Annotated in this window: 15 protein-coding genes and 1 pseudogene; 10 read left to right on the top strand and 6 right to left on the bottom strand. The window is 67.6% G+C overall.

All coding sequences use genetic code 11. The features are described from left to right. Together WAX14_RS13395 and WAX14_RS13390 are read left to right on the top strand one after the other, a co-directional pair. The coding region (locus tag WAX14_RS13395) for a hypothetical protein (RefSeq protein WP_422628544.1) at positions 1-2528 on the top strand (2528 nt) is incomplete at its 5' end. A gap of 8 nt (positions 2529-2536) precedes the next feature. Then, positions 2537-3937, top strand: coding sequence for a PQQ-binding-like beta-propeller repeat protein (locus WAX14_RS13390; RefSeq protein WP_422628547.1), 1401 nt, complete (start codon positions 2537-2539; stop codon positions 3935-3937). Between the two features lie 33 nt (positions 3938-3970). Here the strand turns inward: WAX14_RS13390 and WAX14_RS13385 are convergent, their stop codons facing one another. The 3 genes and pseudogenes from WAX14_RS13385 to WAX14_RS13375 all read right to left on the bottom strand — a co-directional run. Beyond that, positions 3971-4843, bottom strand: coding sequence for an oxidoreductase (locus tag WAX14_RS13385; RefSeq protein WP_422628543.1), 873 nt, complete (start codon positions 4841-4843; stop codon positions 3971-3973). Further along, positions 4833-5801, bottom strand: a complete 969-nt coding sequence (locus WAX14_RS13380) for an alpha/beta hydrolase (protein WP_422628542.1) — start codon at positions 5799-5801, stop codon at positions 4833-4835. Before WAX14_RS13380 ends, WAX14_RS13385 begins: the two co-directional genes overlap by 11 nt. A gap of 273 nt (positions 5802-6074) precedes the next feature. Beyond that, a pseudogene (locus WAX14_RS13375) lies at positions 6075-6886 on the bottom strand (TIGR03557 family F420-dependent LLM class oxidoreductase); the annotation flags it as partial. A gap of 154 nt (positions 6887-7040) precedes the next feature. Here WAX14_RS13375 and WAX14_RS13370 point away from each other — a divergent pair. After that, a complete protein-coding gene (locus WAX14_RS13370) occupies positions 7041-7961 on the top strand; it encodes a pseudouridine synthase (protein WP_422628541.1) in 921 nt (306 codons plus the stop codon). 29 nt (positions 7962-7990) lie between these two features. Next, a complete protein-coding gene (locus WAX14_RS13365) occupies positions 7991-8497 on the top strand; it encodes an SRPBCC domain-containing protein (RefSeq protein ID WP_422628540.1) in 507 nt (168 codons plus the stop codon). A 19-nt stretch (positions 8498-8516) separates the two neighbouring features. Here WAX14_RS13365 and WAX14_RS13360 read toward each other — a convergent pair whose 3' ends face one another. Beyond that, complete coding sequence (locus tag WAX14_RS13360; RefSeq protein ID WP_422628539.1) at positions 8517-9047, bottom strand: flavodoxin domain-containing protein; 531 nt, start codon at positions 9045-9047, stop codon at positions 8517-8519. Between the two features lie 230 nt (positions 9048-9277). Between WAX14_RS13360 and WAX14_RS13355 the strand changes: the two genes are divergently transcribed. From WAX14_RS13355 to WAX14_RS13345, 3 genes are all read left to right on the top strand, one after another. Continuing rightward, complete coding sequence (locus tag WAX14_RS13355) at positions 9278-10798, top strand: CHAD domain-containing protein (RefSeq protein ID WP_422628538.1); 1521 nt, start codon at positions 9278-9280, stop codon at positions 10796-10798. 34 nt (positions 10799-10832) lie between these two features. Continuing rightward, positions 10833-11825, top strand: a complete 993-nt coding sequence (locus WAX14_RS13350) for a zinc-binding alcohol dehydrogenase family protein (protein ID WP_422628546.1) — start codon at positions 10833-10835, stop codon at positions 11823-11825. A gap of 83 nt (positions 11826-11908) precedes the next feature. Then, the gene (locus tag WAX14_RS13345) at positions 11909-12799 is read left to right on the top strand and encodes a universal stress protein (RefSeq protein WP_422628537.1); all 891 of its coding nucleotides are present in this window, start codon (positions 11909-11911) and stop codon (positions 12797-12799) included. Between the two features lie 32 nt (positions 12800-12831). Here the strand turns inward: WAX14_RS13345 and WAX14_RS13340 are convergent, their stop codons facing one another. Then, entirely contained in the window at positions 12832-13557 is a 726-nt protein-coding gene (locus tag WAX14_RS13340; protein ID WP_422628536.1) for a VIT1/CCC1 transporter family protein, read from the bottom strand. 62 nt (positions 13558-13619) lie between these two features. Further along, entirely contained in the window at positions 13620-15089 is a 1470-nt protein-coding gene (locus tag WAX14_RS13335) for an AAA family ATPase (RefSeq protein ID WP_422628535.1), read from the bottom strand. Positions 15090-15344: 255 nt separating this feature from the next. Here WAX14_RS13335 and WAX14_RS13330 point away from each other — a divergent pair, with 255 nt between their 5' ends. From WAX14_RS13330 to WAX14_RS13320, 3 genes are all read left to right on the top strand, one after another. After that, positions 15345-17660: a glycerol-3-phosphate 1-O-acyltransferase gene (locus tag WAX14_RS13330; protein WP_422628545.1), complete on the top strand. Its 2316-nt coding sequence runs from the start codon at positions 15345-15347 to the stop codon at positions 17658-17660. Next, entirely contained in the window at positions 17657-19090 is a 1434-nt protein-coding gene (locus WAX14_RS13325; protein ID WP_422628534.1) for an HAD-IB family hydrolase, read from the top strand. Before WAX14_RS13330 ends, WAX14_RS13325 begins: the two co-directional genes overlap by 4 nt. 63 nt (positions 19091-19153) lie before the next feature. After that, positions 19154-20356, top strand: coding sequence for a lysylphosphatidylglycerol synthase transmembrane domain-containing protein (locus tag WAX14_RS13320; protein ID WP_422628533.1), 1203 nt, complete (start codon positions 19154-19156; stop codon positions 20354-20356). Positions 20357-20522: the final 166 nt, after the last annotated feature.

Genomic DNA, 20522 nt, shown 5'->3' with positions numbered 1-20522 from the left:
TCGCCGGACTCGCCTCCACCCGCACCTATCCGCTGACCAGTTCGCTGCGCGTCGGCTACAACACGGCGGTGAACCTGGTGGATCGGCTCGGCGGCCCCGCCTCCCGCGACCTCCTGCGTCGTTCGTTCGCCCAGTTCCAAGCCGAGAAGTCCGTCTCGGCGCTCACTGCAGCAGCACAGGCGAACACCGCGACGCTGCGCGAAATCGACACCGAACTCGCTGCCACCGAAGGGTTTCCGGAGTATCTGACACTGCGCGATCGGCTCGTGGCTGCACGCGGTACGGCTTCCCTGGAGGTGGTGACGGCACTTGCTCGGGCCGTGCGATCCCACCCTGTGCATCGACGCGGTGACCGCGACCGCCTGCTCACACTCGCCGGCCGGCGCCGCGCGCTCGGCGACGACACCGCCACCATGCGCGCCCGCGTCGCGGCCGTCACCGGCCATCTCACCGGCACCTTCGACGCGGTGCTGAACCTTCTCGACGAACGTGGCCACGTGGTGCTCGATCCGCGCGGCGGCCACGCGCACGTCACCGACGATGGGCGACGATTGGCCCGCATCTATTGCGCGAACGACCTGCTCGTTGCCGAATGCCTACGCTCCGGTGCGTGGACCGGACTCGGGCCCGCCGAACTGGCCGCGGTCGCGTCGAGTGTGCTCGGCGAATCCCGGCAACGGGTGCCCGTCCGGTCCGGGTCCGTCACCGCCGCAGCCGACGAGGCCTTGCGCGCCACCGGACGGATGTGGACGGAACTGGCGGGAACGGAACAGCGACACGGGCTTCCGCCTTCCCCGGAACCCGATTCCGCCACGGTCGTCGCAATCCACCGGTTGGCCCGTGGCGACGGTCTGGCCGCCGCGCTGCGCACCGTCGACAGCGAGGTTTCGCCCGGCGACCTCCTGCGCCGCTACCTATCACACGCTAGATTTGGTGGGCCAGACGGGCCTGTGCGCCCGCGGCGCGCTGCCCGTACCCGGCGCGTGCAGCACGGCGCCCGATTCCTGGATCATCGATTAGCGAACACCACGCCGGGCAGCCGAGTGTGCAGAAGTTGTTGCTGCGTCTCGGCGCGCCGCGACAACTTCTGCACGTTCACCGCGACGGGTGACCACGTAGGGTGGTTCGAACCTGTCGAGGTGGAGGTGCGGAACACGATGAGCGACCCCGGATTCGGCTCGTCGCGCGCGGTCACGGCGTGGACGTACGGGCTGTCGTTCGTCGCGATCGCCGCGTGCGGGGTGATCGTCAGCGGCCTGCTGCACGACCCGGAACCCGAATTGACCACCGCGCCCCCGACAACCACGACGACGGTGCTGCCCGTTCCCGAGGAGTACACCTACGTCACCGAACCGGTGACCTACCCGACGACCATCCCCGGATGCGAGAGGGTCGAACCTCCCGATGACGACGCGGGATTCCTCTCCTTCGCCGGCGGCGACTTCGGATACGACAACCCCGCGTATCCGTGGTTCTCGGGACCGAAAGCGGTTGCGATGACCGACGCCGCTATCCGCGGGTTGCCCGGCGACGTCGACCTGGTCTTCGCGTCGCCGCGCGAATCCCTGCTGTTCGGGCCGATCCTCGACCCGGCCGTCGAGAACGACGCGGACCGCGCCCTGTTCGGCGGTTTCACGACGGCCTATGCGACGGTCCGCCGCGGCGAGGTGGCCGGGTCGCTGTCCCTGTCCGTCCGCGCGTCGACGGCGCCCGTCCCGCCGTGCGTCGCCGGCCTGCTCGACGAACGCCGTGTGCTCGGCGACGGCACCGTCGTCGACGTCAACGATTCGTGGTCCGAAACCAACGGGGTGCGAACGGTTTTCCGGAGCGCGCAGGCATATGCGCCGGGCGGCTCGGAGATCAGCGCGCACACCGACGACACCGACGGAACGTCCGGGGAGGCCATACATTCAGGCCGTCCCCCGCTGAGCGTCGACGAACTCGTCGCGCTGGTCTCGGTGCCCGAACTGCGGGTGAGCACACCGGTTCCGCCCGGTACGCCGACCGTCCCGGAATCCTGCTCGTCGCCGGGCGACAGCGACCCGATCGACGAGGCGACCGCCGCGCGACTGGACGGTGTGCTGGCCGGGATTCCCGTCGTCGATCTCGGCGTGGAACGCCCACTCGGCGCACTCCGACCCGCTGGTTTCGGAGGCGGCGTGTGCCAGACTGTGCGCGTCCGGGCGCCCGGTGGCGAGTCGATGCTGACCGTCGCGGTCGCGGCGGGGCAACCACGCCCGTCCGTCACGTCCGGCAACGAGGCGCCGACCACCCCGGTCACCGGGAGCGGGTTCGTCGAGACCAGTGAACTGGCGGACGGCACGGTGATTCAGCAGCGGGAGTACATGCTCGCGACGCAGGCGACGGCGGCGGGTTCGGTCGCGGTGACGAGTGTGACCCGCACCGTGACCGTCACCCGCCCGTCCGGTACCCGGGTCGACGTCATCTCCCGCGCCGACACACCGGTCGAACCGCTTCCGCTGGAGCGACTCGAACAGATCGCAATGACGCCGGGTCTGGAGGTGTAGCAGTGGCGATGCCGCGTGCACGACGAAACCTGCTGTGTGCCGCGATCGCCGCCGCGGTGACCACCGCGGGTGCGATCGCGGTGATTGCCCATGCGGACGGCGACGGTACCCGCAAGATCACCGGCACCGCCGACGCGGCGCCCGGGCTCGGCTGGACGGTCGAGGCGTCCACCGTCCACGGCAACGAGTCGGCGCGGTTCCGCGACCCGGTGTACGGCAGCGAATACGACTGGGGCATGCCGGGTTTCCTCGATTTCGGCGACACTCTCGTCACACTCGTCGGTGTTCCGGGTGGCATGGACCTGGAGGACGCGGTCCTCGTCGGTGTCGACGCCGACTCCGGGCAGGTTCGGTGGCGCAGCCCCGCGGACGGTGTGGGGGGATGCGCGGATGCTGCGGTCGATGCCACCCTGGTGTGTTTCACTCCGGGCTGGTCCGGCGACCCGACGCTGGTCGGCTACGACCTCGTGACGGGCGAGATCACCCGTGTCCCGACCGAGTGGGGTACCTTCGCGATCGCTGCCGCCGGCAACCGCCTCTATGTCGCGGAAGGCAGCGTCGAGGACGACGACGTGCGGGTGCGCGCGGGAACTCTCGCCGATCCCGACACGTACTTCACCCGGGCGTTCGACATGGGCACCGGCTGGGACGACGGCGCTCTGCCCGACGCTCTCGATGTGACCCACGGGCAGGGTCTTGTCGTGCTCGGTACCGACATCGCCGGGTTCGACCTCGGCACCGGCGACCCGACGTGGACCGCACGGGTGGACGGCTGCTCCCGCGTCCAGCCGACGCTCGGCGCGCTGGTTGTGCGCGTGCACGTCGAATGCGAGGGCAATCTGGTCACCGGGTCCGACCTGATCGATCGCACCGGAGCCGTGATCGCCGCCACCGACTCCGCCGCGGCACAGTCGCTCGCGTTCGACGATCCCACCGACGACACCGTCCCGGCTCTACTCGCCGACGGCGCCTACGACCGGGTGACCGGGATCCCGGCGTGGTCCTCCCCCGATCTGGTGTCGGTGCCGCGGGAACCGGACGAATACAACGCCAACACCCGATTGGGTACGGCGCGTGCCGTACTCGGCGACGTCGCGCTGCTGTCCGATCGGACCACACACACCGAGACCGGCCTCGACCTGCGCACCGGGACCGTGCTGTGGCAGATCGACTCCGAACGGTCCGGCACGGTGCTGGGCCGCAGCGGAGACCTCGTCGTGCAGTCCGATCACACCGGACTGTGGGCGCTGGACGCCCGGACGGGAGAGCTTGTGTGGGATATCCCGTTCCGCGCGGTCGACGACGATCCCGATGCGCTCGGTGGCGGGGGCACCCTCGGTACCCACGCCGGAGACCGGTACACCTACGTCTCTGCTCGCTCGATGATCGGGCTGCGTCCACTTCGCTGATCGCCGAGCGAGCAGACGGTCGAGTGCGCCGGTTCAGAATTCGTAGTGGACACCGGTGAGCTGTTCGGACAACTCCCACAGCCGGCTGGCGGTCTCCACATCGCGGGCGCGGGACGAGTACGAGGCGACGTGCGGCGACCCGTACAGGCCGAGGAAGCCGCCCGGCCCGATGTACCCACCGCGCAACGCCGGGTCGGTTGCGGCGTACACCACCGATTCGGCGCCCTGCGCCGGCGACCGCTGCAATACCTTCTTGCCGACCCCGAACAGGCGGTCGAACCAGGTTCCGGTGTTGCCGCCGACCCCGGTCGCCGCGTACCCCGGGTGCGCGCCGATCGAATGCACCGGCGATCCGCACGCCTCGAGCCGTCGTTCCAGTTCGAGGCTGAACAGCAGGTTCGCGAGCTTCGACTGGGCGTAGCCCCCGGAACGGCTGTACTGACGACGCTCCCAGTTCGGATCGTCGAGATCGACACGCCCGGCGCGGTGGGCGGCGCTGGACACCGTCACGACCCGGTCGGTGATCGTGGGGAGCAACAGCCCGGTCAGCGCGAAGTGCCCGAAGTGGTTCGTACCCATCTGCATCTCGAAACCGTCGACGGTGCGTGCCAGCGGCAGCGCCATCACCCCGGCATTGTTGACGAGTACGTCGATCTGGTCGTGCGTCTCACCGATGCCGGCGGCGAATTCGCGTACCGACGCGAGGTCGGACAGATCGAGCCGGCGCACCGTCGTGTTCGGCCCGATCTGCCCGGCGACGTTCTCACCCTTGACCACGTTGCGAACGGCGAGCACCACGTGTGCACCGGCCGCGCCGAGCGCTCGGGCGGTAGCTTCTCCCACGCCGCTGGTGGCGCCGGTCACCACGAAGGTGCGGCCACTCAGCGGCGGAACCTCACGCGCCAATGGCGTTCTTCATCATCGGAAGCATCGCCCACAGCTCGTCCTGCCAGTAACCCCACGTGTGGGTGCCGACGGCGGGGAACGAGAAGTGCGCGTCGATGCCGAGGGTCGCGAGCCGCACCTGGAATGCCCGGTTCTGGGCGAGAGCGAGCGCTTCGAGTCCCATCGCGTTGGTGGTGTTGAACGCCCCGACCAGGGAGCCCGGACGGTCGTACTGGCCCGGCAGGCCGCTCGCCGCGGAGACCCACATCGGCAGGCCGCGCAGGTTCGGGGCGGCCACGAACGGGTCGTGCCGCAGCCACGCCTGGTTCCACGGCGGTCCCCACATGGCATCGGAGTTGAAACCACCGGCATCGAGCATCGCGACACGGACCGCCTCGCGCATGCCCGGCGCCGACAGGTTCAGGTAGCCGGACAGCGAACCGGCGAAGGTGAACTGGTCGCGGTGGTAGGCGGCGAGGATCAGCGCGGCGTTGCCGCCCATCGACAGGCCGACGACCGCATTGCTGCTGCGGCTGATGCCGTAGCGCGAGAGGTGGTCGGGCAGGTTCTGGGTGAGGAAGCTCTCCCACTTGTAGGTGTAGGGCTGGCGGTTGAAGTTGCTCGGGGCATACCAGTCGGCATAGAAGCTGGACTGGCCGCCGACCGGCATGACGACGTTGATGCCGTTGTCGGCGAGCCACGCGGCGTTGGTCTCGTGTTCCCAACCGCTGACATCGTCGGTCGCGCGCAGGCCGTCGAGCAGGTACACGGCCTTGTTACTGCCGTTGTTCGCGAACCAGATGCGCACCTTGATCTGTCCCACACCACCGGGTGCGGGCACCCAGTCCTCGGTGAAGCGACTGTACGGGTCGGCAGAGGCCGTCCCCACACCGACGAATGCCACCGCGAGCGGCAGAATCACAGCCGCCACCAGCATTCGAACCAGCGCGCGTACCCCCCGCGGCCGCCTTCCGGTCATCGACGAAGTTGTCACACCAAGCTCCCCTTGTGTGTCGGCGTGTCCTGTTCGGGACACCGGCCACGCTCGCATCACGGCGGCGGGCCGCGGCACCTCCGGTGAGATACCTGAACGTACGTCGGTCACTCTCTCATATCCGTAATCGACGCCTCAGCGTATCGCCAGGGTCACCGTTTCACTCGGTGAGGTCCGATCCGTAACCTGCGCTATACCGAAATGTCGCAGTTCGGGGCGTATCAGCGGGGAGTATCGGCGGGGAGTATCGGCGCGGGGAAGCAGCGCCGGCGCGAGTTCGTCCGCAGAGAAGCGGAAGAACCCGTCGACGTCCGGCCCGGCGTTCACCAGCGCCAGGTGGTCGAATCCGGCGTCGGCGTAGGTCCGGATCCTCGCCAGGTGGCGTTCCGCGTCCGGGCCGTATCCGAAGCTCTCGGCGCCCACGACAACGACACTTCGGCATAGCGCGGCCCTGTACCGCCGGCCGCCGTGTACATCGCGACCAGATCGGGGTCGGCGTCCGTCGCGAACAGTCCGTCCCCCAGTTCGGCGGCGGTCGTCACCGCCGGTCCGCCCGATCCCGCGACCACGATCGGAGGAAGCGCGTCCGGCAGATCGAATACGCGCGCATCCTCGAGTTGGATGTGGCGTCCGTCGTAGCTGTGATAGCCGCCGCTCCACAACAGGCGGATCACCTCGATCGACTCGCGCAGCATCGCGGTGCGTGTCGAGGCGGCCGGCCAGCCGCGTGCGACCACATGCTCGTTGAGTCTCTCCCCGGTCCCCAGCCCGAGCACGAACCTGCCGTCGGAGAGGAGAGCCGTCGTCGCTGCGGCCTGGGCGACGATCGCCGGGTGGTAGCGAACGAACGGACAGGTCACGCCGGTAGCGAGGCCGATCCTGGATGTCGTCGCGGCGATCGAACCCAGTATCGACCAGGCGAAACCCGCGTGGTTCTGATCGTGCAGCCACGGGTGGTAGTGGTCGCTGATCTCGACGAAATCGAATCCGGCTTCCTCGGCGCGCACCGCCTGGCGAACCAGTTCGGTCGGTGAGTAGGCCTCTGCGAAGAGCTTGTATCCTATTTTCACGGCCGTCTCCATTCGTTGCGGCGGGGGGTGTGCTCGATCGACAGGTGCGGATCCGCCGACGCGCCCACCCGTCGGGTACGGCTACCCGCGCCGGTGACCTGCGAACCCGTACGGGCCGTCCGGCAGCGCAGCACACGCCGCTACCGTTGATGCCGTGCCACCAGCTCCGCTTCCCGTCCGCGACGGCCTGAATCCGACGCGGTTGCGCCTCCCAGACAGCGCGGAATGGTCGACGATCCTGCGCTATCTGACGGCGCGCTTCCCCGAGGACACGACACGTCTGCGCGAGAAGGTCGCCCTGGGTGAGGTCGTGACCGGAGACGGAACGGCGATCACCGAGGACACGCCGTTCGCCTCGCGCGAGTTCGTGTTCCTCTACCGCGACCCGCCCGTCGAGGTTCCGGTGCCGTTCGCCGTCGACATTCTGCACCGTGACCGGCATCTGCTCGTGGTGGACAAGCCGCACTTTCTGGCCACGATGCCCCGCGGCGGGTGGGTCACCGAGACGGCGCTGGTGCGGCTGCGCCGGGAGCTCGATCTCCCCGAGCTGAGTCCCGCGCATCGACTGGATCGGCTCACCGCCGGGGTGCTGCTGTTCACGGTCCACGCCGGTGCCCGGCGGGCCTATCAGTCATTGTTCGCCGAACAGCGGGTGTACAAGGAGTACGAGGCGCTCGCCCCGATCTCGCGTGATCGGGCGTTTCCTCGGGAGGTCCGCAGCCGGATCGAGAAGCATCGTGGGGTTCTGCAGGCCCGGGAGGTTCCCGGCGAGATCAATGCGGTCAGTCGCATCGACGTGCTCGGCGCCGACGATGCGATCGCCCGCTACCGGCTGCTGCCGCGGACCGGCAAGACCCATCAGTTGCGGGTGCACATGAATTCTCTGGGAATCCCGATCCTCGGCGACCCGCTGTATCCGACGATACAAAACATTGCGCCACAAGACTTTTCGACACCACTACAGCTGCTGGCACGGAAGATCGAATTCGAGGATCCGTTTTCGGGTAGCCGGAGATACTTCGCGAGCCGACGAAACCTGGCAGCATGGAGTCACAGCACACCAGGACCCCGCTGATGACACGGGCTCACGTCTTGGAGGATCCCATGGATATCGGCACCGTTTCCCGTACCTACGACGGCCGGATCGCACTGCGGTTCCAACGCGGATTCCCGCAGCCGCCGGAGCAGGTCTGGCATGCGATCACCGATCCGGATCTGCTCGGCGCGTGGTTTCCGGCCCGGGTCGATTTCGTGCTCGAACCCGGAGCGCAATTGCAGTTCTCCGCTACCGAGGAGCAGGTCCGCAGGTTCGCGGTGCCCGCCGATCGCACCTCGCACGGCACCGTGATCTCCGTCCACCCGGCGCAGATCCTCGAGTACATGTGGGACGCCGACGTCCTGCACTGGGAGCTGGTGCCGGACGGCAGCGGCGGTTGCTGGCTGACCCTGACCCACACCACCGACGACGAGGACACCGCATACGCGCACGGCGCCGGATGGCACGCCGGCTTCGAAGTCGTCGAAGCGCAACTCGCGGGACGCCCGGTGGATTGGTCACCGTGGGATCGCGCGGACGAACTCGCCGAGCACTACCGGAATCCGGCGAGCTGAGGCGCAACCGGACGTGGTCTCACCTGTTGTGTCCGCATTCTCTGTCGGAGACGACAGTGCCCGCGCGCGACACGGCGGCAACGATGGTCTCCGCCCATCCGCCGACGGCGTCCCAATCACGGAAGTCGCCTGCTCGGCCGCCCGACATCCGCACATGCATCCGTTCCCCCACGCTCAGCGCGTCGAGATCGAGTTTGCCCGCGAACATGCGGTGCTCGTGCGCTCCTGTGCGATGACGGGCGGTGGACACGTCGTACGGGTTGTTGACCGGCCGGTCCTGATCCGCGACAGGGCCGGAGGAGAACAGGAACACCGGACGCGTGCGCAACTCGGCGGCGTGTACATCGACGAGTTCCTTCGCGGCACGCAACCATCGGTTGCGGTACACGGCGCTACCGATCACGACCGCGTCGTAGCCGGTGACATCGTTCACATCGGCGGGATCGACGACATCGACGAGCACACCGCGGTCGCGTAGCGCCGCTCCGAGTGCTGTTGCGATCTCCCCGGTCGAACCGTGTCTGCTCGCCGCCGACACCAGAATCCTCATCACGCCTCCAGAGCACACGCGTTCATCCATGATCACCCCGTCGGCGCACCCCGAAACAGGGCCGAAAGTCTCTTCCGCTCCATCGGGGCAGGTCCGTTCAGGACATTCGCCGCAAACGGTGGCAGGGTGGGGAGGTACAGCGGTCGATATCCGGGACGAACGGAAATGACGGCGAACGGGATGCCGGTGAACGGGATGACCGGTCGCCGCGAGAAAGGAAGGCCAGAGCGATGTCAACGTTGTCCGGTGTGGAAGCGGTGGACGAAACCGAGCGCAAATACACCGCCGATCCAGATCAGGATCTTCCCGACCTGACCGGCCTTCCGGGCGTCGACACGCTCGGCACCGACCGCATCGCACTGTCTGCGCAATACTTCGACACCCGCGACCTGCATCTGCTGCGCGCGAAGATCACGTTGCGCCGACGGGAAGGCGGCGACGACGCCGGCTGGCACCTGAAACTGCCCGCGGGCGTCGACACCCGCACCGAATTGCGCTTCCCGCTCGGCGACAACGCCGACACTCCGCCCGACGAACTGCTCGAGCTGCTGCGCGGGATCCGCCGCGACCGGCCGGTCGAACTCGCTGCTCTGCTCACCACCGACCGGCGCCGGGTCCGCGCCACCGACCCGGACGGGATGCTCCTCGTCGAGGTTGTCGTCGACGATGTCGCCGCGGTACGCGGCGCCGACGACGTGGAGATGCAGTGGCGCGAAATCGAGGTCGAACTCGGTGCCGGGGTGCGCAGTAGCGAACTTCTCGACGCAGTAGAGGAGCGGCTTGCCGCGGCCGGGATCGCCCGCTCCGCCAGCCCGTCCAAACTGCACCGGGTGCTCGGCGACCTCGTGCCCGCCGAACGCGAGGTCGACGGTGTCGCCGGATACCTGCGTGACTACCTGAGCACCGAACTGAGCAACCTCGAGCTGACCGACATCGGGGTGCGGCGCTCGGCTCCCGACTCCGTGCACAGTATGCGCAAGGCGGCCCGGCGCGCACGCAGCGCGCTGCAGACCTACGCGCACGATCTCGCTCTCGACGACCGGCCGGTCGAGGAACTGCGATGGTTCGGCCGCCGGCTCAGTCCGTCCCGCGATCTCGAGGTGCAGTGGGAACGGCTGCTCGATCGGGTCGGCGAGATCCCCCTCGAATCGCAGCGGGAGGCGACGAAGGCCCGGATCGACGACTACTTCTCGGGCCGATCCGAGGCTGCGGCGGCCGAAGCCGTCGGCACCCTCGATTCCGAGCGGTACCTGGAGATGCTCGCCGCGCTGGACGCGCTGATCGACGGCCTGGACACGACGCCACCGGCATCACGCAAGGCCGAGAAGGCCCGTACCGGAGACCTCACGTCGTCGCTTCGGCATCTTTCTGCGAAGGTCTCCAAGCGGGTCCGTGCGGTGGGCGCGGCGACGACCGCCACCGAACGTGACGAACTGATGCACCGGGCGCGCAAGGGCGCCAAGCGGATGCGGTACGCGATCGAGGTCATTCGCCCACTGCATCCGAAACGAGCGGCGCGCGCACTCGAACACTTCGACGCATTCCAGGATCTGCTCGGCGAATTCCAGGATTCGGTGGTGGCACGTGAGCATCTGCTCGACATCGTCTCCGACCAGGAGCACACCGCCGAGTCGAGCTTCGGGCTCGGCATCATGTACCAGCGTGAGGTTCTGCTCGGCGAGGCACAGGCGGTTCACCTGAACGAGGCGTGGAAGGACGCGCGACGCGCGGCGAAATCACTGTGGAAATGACCTGTGGGGAGGGAGCATGAGCAGGTCCGGCAGCATGCTTGCCTGGCGGGTCGAGACGCCGGGCCCGGTCGCCGGTGGTCCACTGAAGGCGGTCCGTGAGCCGATACCGGAACCGGGCGACGGCGAGTTGCTCGTGCGCGTGCTCGCATGTGGGGTGTGCCGCACCGATCTGCATGTCGTCGAGGGCGACCTACCGGTGCACCGGCACCGTGTCGTACCCGGCCACGAGGTGGTCGCCGAGGTCGTCGGCGGCGACCAGATCGACCACGCGGTCGGCGATCTGGTGGGTATCCCGTGGCTGCGCGGTACCTGCGGGCGGTGCCGATACTGCCTGCGCGGTGACGAGAACCTGTGCCCTGAATCCACCTACACGGGCTGGGATGCGGACGGAGGATATTCCGAATATGCCACTGTGCCCAAATATTTCGCGCTTCCTATGCCGTCCGGGTACACCGTCGAGTCTTTGGCGCCGCTGCTCTGCGCCGGCATCATCGGCTACCGCGCACTGTTGCGTGCCGATGTTCCTTCCGGTGGCGCGCTCGGCATCTACGGCTTCGGCGGCAGCGCGCACCTGACCGCACAGGTCGCACTGGCGCAAGGCATTCGGGTGCACGTGATGACCCGCGGCGAGGACGCACAGCGGCTCGCACTCGATCTCGGCGCATCCTCGACGCAGGGTGCATACGACAGGCCGCCGGAAGCGCTCGACTCGGCGATCCTGTTCGCGCCGGTCGGCGACCTCGTACCGACCGCACTGGAGGCGCTCGATGCGGGCGGAACACTCGCGGTCGCCGGCATCCATCTCACCGACATACCCACGCTGAACTACCAGCGGCACTTGTTCCGGGAGAGGACGATTCGCAGTGTCACCGCGAATACGCGCCGTGACGCACACGACTTCCTCGCCTTCGCGGGTGAACACCGCGTGCACGTCGCGACCACCCCGTACCCGCTCGATCGCGCGGACCGGGCGCTCGCGGACCTGTCCGCGGGCCGCTTCGCGGGAGCGGCGGTGCTCGTGCCGTAGAGCACAGCTCGGCCACACCCTCATCCGGTACAGATTTCGATAGGCTCGATCATGCAGCATCACAGAGATATGGAGGCTCAACGATGAGTACGCACGCGACCCAGACCGTAGTAGTAGGCATCGACGGTTCCGACACCGCGACCGCCGCCGCCCGATGGGCCGGCGCCCTCGCCGCCCGTATGGGACTCCCCCTGCGCCTGATCCACTCGCTTCCGAGCGAGGGCATCTTCTACAGTGAATCCGCGGTGCTCATCCAGTCTCAGATGTACGACCAACTCAGGTCCGACGGTGAGAAACTGCTCTCCGACGCCAGCGACCTGATTCGCGGCGAGCAGCCCGGCCTGACCGTCGAGAGCTACATCGGCCCCGGCCCCGCCACCAGTTCGCTGCTCGAAGCCGCCGACGAGGCCCGCGTCGTCGTGGTCGGCGCCACCGGAGCCGGAGCGATCGAGAACTTCCTGCTCGGCTCCACCGTGCTCCGCGTCGCCAACCACGCGCCGTGCCCGGTCGTGGTGTGGCGCGGCGACACCGCCAATCCCCTGCCGAACGAGAAGCCGATCGTCGTCGGCGTGGACGGCAGCGAACTGTCCAGCACCGCAGTGTCGTACGCCTTCCGGTTGGCGGACACCCTCGGCGTGCCGCTCGTGGCGGCACACTCCTGGATCGGCGACGCGGCACTCGGCACCGGCGCGACCGCGGCTCTCGTCGACTGGAATGCGGTGCAGGAGGCGGAAACCGCCGTGTTCGCGGAAGCACTCGCCGGCAAGCAGGACGAATATCCCGGCGTCGAGGTGCGCCGCGTCATCGAACGCGGCCCGGCACCGAAGGTTCTGCTCGGCCAACTCGACGACGCGCAACTCGTCGTCGTCGGCAGCCACGGTCGCAGCCAGTTCACTGCCGCGCTCCTCGGCTCGACCAGCCAGAATCTGCTGCACAAGGCGCCCTGCCCGGTCCTCATCGCGCGCAACACATAGCACCGACGGTTCCGCGGCGGGCTCGATCCTCGTCAGCCCGTCGCGGTGCCGAACAGGTAGCCGACCGCGAATGTCACGACCATCGCGATCGCGCCACCGACCACGACCCGCAGCACCGCCCGACCTCGCCGTGCCCCACCGAGTCGCGCACTGATGCTCCCGGTCAAGGCCAACGCCACCAGCACCGCCACGAACGTGACCGGAATCCGCAGGTGTTCCGGTGGCAGCACCACCACCAGCAGCGGAATCAGCGCGCCGATCGTGAACGACACCGCCGAGGACCCCGCTGCAACCCACGGGTTCGCCAGGTCGTCCGGGTGAATGCCCAGTTCGACCTCCGCATGCGCGGCCAGCGCATTGCGTTCGGTCAGTTCCTTCGCCGCAGTCTTCGCGGTGTCCGGTTCGAGGCCCTTGCGTTGCAACAACCCTGCCAATTCCTCGAGTTCCGCCTCCGGCATCTGCTCGAGTTCGCGCCGTTCGGTGCGCAGCATGGCCCGTTCGGTGTCTCGTTGCGCGCTCACCGACACGTACTCGCCGAGCGCCATCGACACCGCGCCCGCCGACAATCCGGCGAATCCCGCGGTGAGGATCGCGGGCACGTCGGTGGTCGCGGCCGCCACCCCCACGACGAGGCCCGCGGTGGAGACGATGCCGTCGTTGGCGCCCATCACGCCCGCACGCAGCCAGTTCAGCTTCGCGGCGAGGCCCGTCCCGTGTGGTTCGTGGACATGACGGTCGGTGGATTCTCGGGTCGGCACTCCGTCAGGTTAGAACGGTGCGGCACAACGCGGTAGCAATGCGAGGCTGTCCTCATTCGACGTCACCACGGACCTCGCCCGACCTCCCGATCGAGCCGTTCGGTGTCGGGCAGGGTGCCGTCGGTCGTGTCGATCACCCGAGCGGACCGCCATTCCTCACGACGATGCAACTGTTCGTTGAGCACCGCCGGCGTCGCATCGGACGCATCGCCGCCCCTTTCCCGACGGGATAATATGCGCTGCAACAGAATTGCCGGGTCGGCGCGGCACTCGATCTCGACGAGATCAGCGACCGCGTCCGTCGCGACCTGCCGGGCCGCCTCGCGACGAGATTCGGACAGCCAGGTCGCGTCGAGCACCACGGATGCGCCGAGCGACAGCGCGGTCCGCGCCCGGCGCAGCAGTTCGGCATACGTCGCCTCGGTGTGTTCTCGGGCGTACAACCCCGAATCGATGTCGGCGCTCGCGTCGGACACCGGATCGAGGTCCGCGAGTTCCTTGCGGATCACATCGCTGCGCAGCACGACCGCGTCGAGGTGATCCCCGACCAAACGGGAGACGGTGGTCTTGCCGGTCGCGGACAGACCACCGACGAGAACGAGTCGGACGCGTCCACGATCGAGATTCCGGTCCGCCTGCGCGAGCAAACCGAGTGACACCTCTCGGGACGCTTCATCACCTTGCTCGTGACGCAACGCGGTCACCTTCGCGCGGACCACCGCCCGATAGGCGATGTAGTGGTGCATCAACGTGGCGGGGCACGCATCCCCGGAAAACTCCGTGTAGCCACGCACCAGTCGGTGCGCACCCGCTCCCGCGCCGAGCCGTTCGAGGTCCATCGCGAGGAACGCGACATCCAGCGCGCCGTCGCCGTATCGCAGTTCGTCGTCGAATTCGAGGCAGTCGATGATCCGCGGGCCGTCGTCGAGACAGAAGATGTCGTCGGCGAGCATGTCCCCGTGCCCGTCCACCGCACGACCGTCGGCAATGCGCGAGGCGAACAGCGGCGCCCGGCCGGCCGGATACCGGTTCGCGGATGTCCGGATCCGCGCGAGCAACTGTGCGGCGTCGGTTCCGACCGGAAGCCGCTCGAGATGGTCGAGGCTCTGCCGCCACAGATCCGCCACGAAGTCCGCGCTCGCGCACCGGTCGATCGCGGGATCCCTCGGTGACGCGGCGTGCAGGCCGGCAACCTGCCTGGCGACCGAGTCGACGACCGCATCGATACTCTCGCCACGCGTGATCAGCGCGGCGAGGCGACGCTCGTCCGGTAGACGCCGCATTTCGACGAGATGCTCGCAGACCTGACCGTCGGGTCCGTGAACATCGGCGACACCTAGATAGACATCGGGTGCGAGCCTCCGGTTGAGAAAGACCTCGCGGTGACATCCGCTCTCGCGGGCCGCACGGGTGCGATTGTCGAGGAAACCGAGGTCGAGCGGCTTCTTCATCTTGTGGACCCGGTCGCCGACGAAGAACACCACTGACGTATGGGTCTCCCGGACCTGAGCATACAGGCCGGTATCGGACACTGCCTGCCTCCGTTCCGTCGGCACCCGCATCCGGTCCCGGGTGCATCGTGATCAACCTTGCCTCAGCGTGCGCCCGTTCGCCCGGCGACGCCGCAGCAGCGGCCCGTCGTGTCGTTTATGCCGAACCGAGCCCTGTTCGCACGGTAGTTTACAGTGGGGCACAGCAGAGGAGGTAGGACTGTGGATGGGCAGCGCAGCGCGGGAACATCAGGGGCGGGAAAGACGGGTGCGGAAACACCGGGCGGGCCGACCGTCGTGGTCGCCGCGGCTACCACGTCGATCGAACGGGATCTGATCACTCGCTGGCTGCGGGCCGGTGGACTGCCCGGCGAATACTCCACGGCCGACTTCGCGGACGCGACACCCACGGTCCTGGATCTCGACTCCCGCGTCCTGGCGCTCGAACTGGTGCCGCGCACCGACGATCCGCTGGTCGTACCCGTCAAAGTGGTCTGGCTGCCGTCTGCCCGCGGCGGCGCACGCCGCGTGAAGTTCGCCGATGTGCTGGCCCTGACGAATCCGCGCAACCCGAACCGGCTCATTCAGCAGTGGCTCGTCGGCCGATCGTCGGACCGGCACCGGATCGTCGTGGCCGACCCGGCCCGGCTGAGCGACATGCACGACTCCCTACTCGCCGACGACGGCGACGCGTCACCCGGATCGCTCGCCCGACACATCACCCGGCGTGCCGTGGTCGCGCTCGAGCGCGCCGAGCGTGCCGTCATCGGTGACCGTTACAAGGTGCCGCGCCTCGTCGCCGAGCAGATCATGGATTCGGGGGCGTTCCGTCGGCGCCTCGATTCAATCAGACTCGAACACAACATGTCCCGTGAGGAAGTCGACTCGCGGGCCCGCACGGCACTGGGCGAACTCGTCGCGGTGCAGTCCCGTCTCGTGACCGATCTGTTCACGCAGGCGATGCGTCCGCTGCATTCGTCGGCGTGGAGCGTGCGTGCGGACGAATCGGGGCTGCAGTCGCTGCGGGAACTGAACCGGCGGCGCCCTTTGGTGTTCCTGCCGTCACACCGCTCGTACGCCGACGCGTTCGTTCTCGGCGACATCCTCGCCAACAACGAGTTCCCACGAAATCACCTCATGGGCGGCGCCAATCTGACGTTCTGGCCGATCGGGCCGATCGCACGCCGTACCGGCACCGTGTTCATCCGCCGCAGCTTCGGTGACGACGCCGTGTACAAGGCTGCGCTCGAAGAGTACTTCGCGTATCTGCTGACGAAACGTTTCAATCTGGAGTGGTATTTCGAGGGCGGTCGCACCCGCACCGGCAAGCTGCGGGCACCGAAGTTCGGGCTGCTCAACTATGTGGCCAATGCGATCCGGACCGGTCGCGTCGAGGACGCGATGCTGGTGCCGGTGTCGATCACCTACGAGGGTCTCGCCGAAGTCGCCGCCGTCGCGGCCGAGCAGACCGGCGCGTCGAAGAAACCGGAAGGCCTGACCTGGCTGGCGCGCTACGCGCGCGGTCAGCAACGCAGCGCCGGCAACGTGTATGTGCGATTCGGGGAGCCGCTGTCGATGCGGGGGTTGCTGTCCGGCGGAGGCGACCCCGAACTGTCCGATCCTGCCCGGAACGACACCGAACACGTCGAACGGACCCGTAAGGCGCTGCAAAAGGTGGCGTTCGAGGTCGCGGTCGGGATCAACGGGGCAACCCCGATCACGGTGAACTGCCTGGTGACACTGGCCTTGCTGGGTGTGCGCGACCGGGCCCTGACCCTGGACGAAGTGCGGGCCGTGATCGCCCCGGTACGCCGCTACATCGAAGCACGCGACCTGCCGCAGGGCGAACTGTCCGTCCTGGACGTCGAAGGTGGACTCGCGGGCGTCCTCGGATCACTCACCGACGCCGGTGTGGTCACCACCTACGCAGGCGGCGAAGAACCGGTCTATTCGATCCATCGCGGCCAGCACCTGGTCGCCGCGTTCTACCGCAACAGCGGGGTGCACTGGTTCGTCAATAGGGCAATCCTCGAGCTGGCGATCCTCCACGCGCACGAGAACCCGGACGGGAATCCGGTGCAGTCCGCGTGGCAGGAGGCGAAGAAGTTGCGCGACCTGTTGAAGTTCGAGTTCTTCTTCCCCGACCGCGACACGTTCGAAACCCAGATGCGAGCCGAGCTGGCGCTGCTGGGCGCCGCGTGGAGCGATGATCTGCCCCTGTCCGAGCAGGACGCGCTGACCGCGCTCATCGAGACCGGCTTCTTCATGGTGCACCGCACGCTGCGGTCGTTCTTCGACTCCCAACTCGTCGTGGCCGAACGGCTGGCGCTGCGGGACCCGATGCTGAAACTGGATCGCGCGGCGTTCCTCGACGAATGCGTCGCGGTGGGTACCCAGATGTTGTTGCAGGGCCGGTTGTACGGTCCGGAATCGGTGTCGTCGGAACTGTTCGCGACAGCACTGCAACTCGCGCAGAATCGGGGGCTGCTCGAGCGCGGTGGCGACGACGTGCGCGAGCAGCGCCGCGCGTTCGCGGCCGACCTCTTGGCCGTCGGAGAGCGTGTCCAGCTCGCCGAGTCCCTCGACATCTCGAACAGGAAGGCAGATCGTTGAACATCGAGCAGGCACTGGAACGGGTCCGAACCGGGCCTCGGGGGCCGGAAGTCGCGGCGATGTTCGACTTCGACGGCACCATCGTGCACGGTTTCTCCGGCGTGCACTTCTTTCGCGACCGTCTGCTCGCAGGCAAGGTCAGCGCGGCCGAGCTGGCCGGCACGATGCTCAACGGGCTGCGCGGAACCGACAGCGAATCCGATTTCGAGCGGTTCGTCGCGGTCGCCTTCAAGGCGTGGGGTGGTCACACCGAGGACGAACTGTACGAGATCGGTCAGCGGCTGTTCGCATCGACGATCGCGGGGCACATCTATCCCGAAGCGTGGCAACTGATCCGGGCGCATCAGGAGGCTGGGCACACGGTGGCGATCGCCTCGTCGGCGTCCCGCTACCAGCTTCAGGCGTCGGCGGATGCGCTCGGCGTCGAGCACCTGCTGTACACACCACTCGAGGTGAAAGACGGGGTCCTCACCGGCAAGGTCGATGGAAAGTCACTGTGGCGCAGCGGTAAAGCACAGGCGGCAGCCGCATTCGCGGAGGAACACGAGATCGACCGCGCTGCGAGCTACACCTATTCGAACGGTGGTGAAGACGTCGATTTCCTTGCCACCATGGGAAATCCGACACCGACCAATCCGGACGGCACACTCACGAAGGCTGCTCTCGAACGCCAGTGGCCGATTCTGCGATTCCGCCCGCGTGGCACGCCCGGCCCCAGGGAAGTGGTGCGCACCGCAGCAGCATACGGAGGCCTGTTCGGATCGGTCTGGACCGGTATCGGACTCGGTCTCGTCAACCGCAGCAAGAAGGTGGCACTGGATTCGATGATCGGTATCGGGTCCGACGTGTCCCTTGCGCTGGCCGGCATCGGCGTGCGGGTGCACGGCGAGTCCCATGCGTGGGCGCAGCGCCCGGCAGTCTTCATCTTCAACCACCAGAGCCAGCTCGATCCGATGATCCTCGCGAAGGTGCTGCGACACGACTTCACCGGCGTCACCAAGAAGGAGATGGCGAACGACCCACTGTTCGGACCACTGCTCCGTTTCGCCGGTGCCGCGTTCGTCGACCGAAGCAACACCGATAGCGCGAAGGCAGCCCTCGGCCCGGTGGTGGACACACTCCGAGGCGGCACCTCTGTGATCATCGCTCCCGAAGGCACCCGCTCCCTGACACCCGAGATCGGGCGATTCAAAAAGGGAGCGTTTCACATGGCGATGCAGGCCGGCGTACCGATCGTGCCGGTCGTCATCCGCAACGCCGGAGAACTGCTCTGGAAGCACTCGACGCTGGTACGGTCGGGCATCGTCGACGTCGCAGTGCTCGAACCGATCGACGTGAGCGACTGGACATCGGAAGACCTCGATGAACACATCCGGGCCGTGGAAGACCTCTACCGGAGTACCCTCGCCGACTGGCCGCAAACGGTGTAGCGCCTCCTGCCCGGACGGCCGGAGACCACCGCCCACCCGATGCCGATACAGCAGACGAGGAACATGAGCGATACCGATTCCGGCGAACCACACGACCCAGACCGGGAACGCGGAGACAACCACGGACGTGACGACGGCAGCCCCGGCGACGGGGAGGACGAAACACAGGGTCACGACGAAGTACAGGGTCACGACGAAGTACAGGGCAACGACAACGGCGGCAGCGGGCTGAAACCGGCCCACCGGCGATACCTGAAGTGGATCGTCGGCGCCGTGCTCGTCGTGGTCCTGACCGTCGAGGCGATTCTGATCTGGCCGGAACTGTCGAGCAGTCTCAAGACACTCGGCGACCTGCACTGGCAATGGGTCGCCGCGGCGATCGGGGCGTCACTGTTCGAGATGTCGAGCTTCGCACGGGTTCAGCGCACCCTACTGTCCGCGGCCGATGTCACCGTCACACAACGTCAATCGCTCTCGGTGGCCTACGCCGCGAACTCCATGAGCGTCACGCTTCCCGGCGGACCCGTCCTCGGCACCACCTTCACCTATCGGCAGATGCGGAAGTGGGGCGCAAGCCCGGTGGTCGCGACCTGGCAACTCGTGATGGCCGGGCTGCTGCAGGCCGCGGGGCTTGCACTTCTGGGGCTGGTCGGCGCACTGCTCGTCGGCGCGACCACCAACCCGTTCTCCCTGATCTTCTCGATCGGCGGGTTCGCTGCGTTCGTCGTGCTCGTCCAATACGCCGCGAGCAATCCCGGTTCACTGGAGACGATCGGTATCATCGCGCTGCGCGGATTCAACCGGCTGCGCAAGAAGCCGGAACAGACGTGGATACGAGCGTGGAAGCGGATCGTCGATCAGCTCGGCGCCGTTCAGCTCGACCGGGCACACGCAGCCCGCGCGTTCTCGTGGTCGGTTCTCAACTGGTTGTGCGACGGCGCGTGCCTCGCCTTCGCCGCGTACGCGATCGGCGGTGCCCCGAGCCTCGCCGGTATCGCCGTCGCCTACGCGGCGGGCACTGCCGCGAGCCGTGCAATCCCACTGCTGCCCGCCGGGCTGGGTGTCATGGACGCGGTGCTGGTCCCCGCTCTGACGGCGAGCGGCATGACGGGTGTTCAGGCACTGTCCGCCGTCGTGGTGTACCGGCTCATCAGTTTCCTGATGATCGCGGTGATCGGATGGATCGTGTTCGCACTGCGCTATCGCGGTGCGCCGGCCGACGACGAGCCCGGACCCGACCTCGGCACATTGTGGAAGGACGACTGAGGCGCGGTTCCCGGAGCGACACCGATTCGGGCAACCTCGACATTTCGTTTGCATAACGCACCAGCGTCCCGCCTCGCGCCGAGCGGCCGGGATGTGGTCTGCTCTGTTCAGCACTCTCAACTATCACTTGAGACTTTAGGGTTCGAGAGGCGCGAGGACACGTCCC

This window comes from Rhodococcus sp. (in: high G+C Gram-positive bacteria) (assembly GCF_049299235.1).
Classification (GTDB): domain Bacteria; phylum Actinomycetota; class Actinomycetes; order Mycobacteriales; family Mycobacteriaceae; genus Rhodococcus.
The sequence above is the reverse complement of the archived record's forward strand: the minus strand, read 5'-3'. Positions and strand labels throughout refer to the sequence as shown.

Coding starts and splice junctions, on each gene's coding strand:
- WAX14_RS13390 (WP_422628547.1), top strand. CDS start 2,537: ATGCCGCGTGCACGACGAAACCTGCTGTGTGCCGCGATCGCCGCCGCG.
- WAX14_RS13380 (WP_422628542.1), bottom strand. CDS start 5,801: ATGACCGGAAGGCGGCCGCGGGGGGTACGCGCGCTGGTTCGAATGCTG.
- WAX14_RS13365 (WP_422628540.1), top strand. CDS start 7,991: ATGGATATCGGCACCGTTTCCCGTACCTACGACGGCCGGATCGCACTG.
- WAX14_RS13360 (WP_422628539.1), bottom strand. CDS start 9,047: ATGAGGATTCTGGTGTCGGCGGCGAGCAGACACGGTTCGACCGGGGAG.
- WAX14_RS13355 (WP_422628538.1), top strand. CDS start 9,278: ATGTCAACGTTGTCCGGTGTGGAAGCGGTGGACGAAACCGAGCGCAAA.
- WAX14_RS13350 (WP_422628546.1), top strand. CDS start 10,833: ATGCTTGCCTGGCGGGTCGAGACGCCGGGCCCGGTCGCCGGTGGTCCA.
- WAX14_RS13345 (WP_422628537.1), top strand. CDS start 11,909: ATGAGTACGCACGCGACCCAGACCGTAGTAGTAGGCATCGACGGTTCC.
- WAX14_RS13320 (WP_422628533.1), top strand. CDS start 19,154: ATGAGCGATACCGATTCCGGCGAACCACACGACCCAGACCGGGAACGC.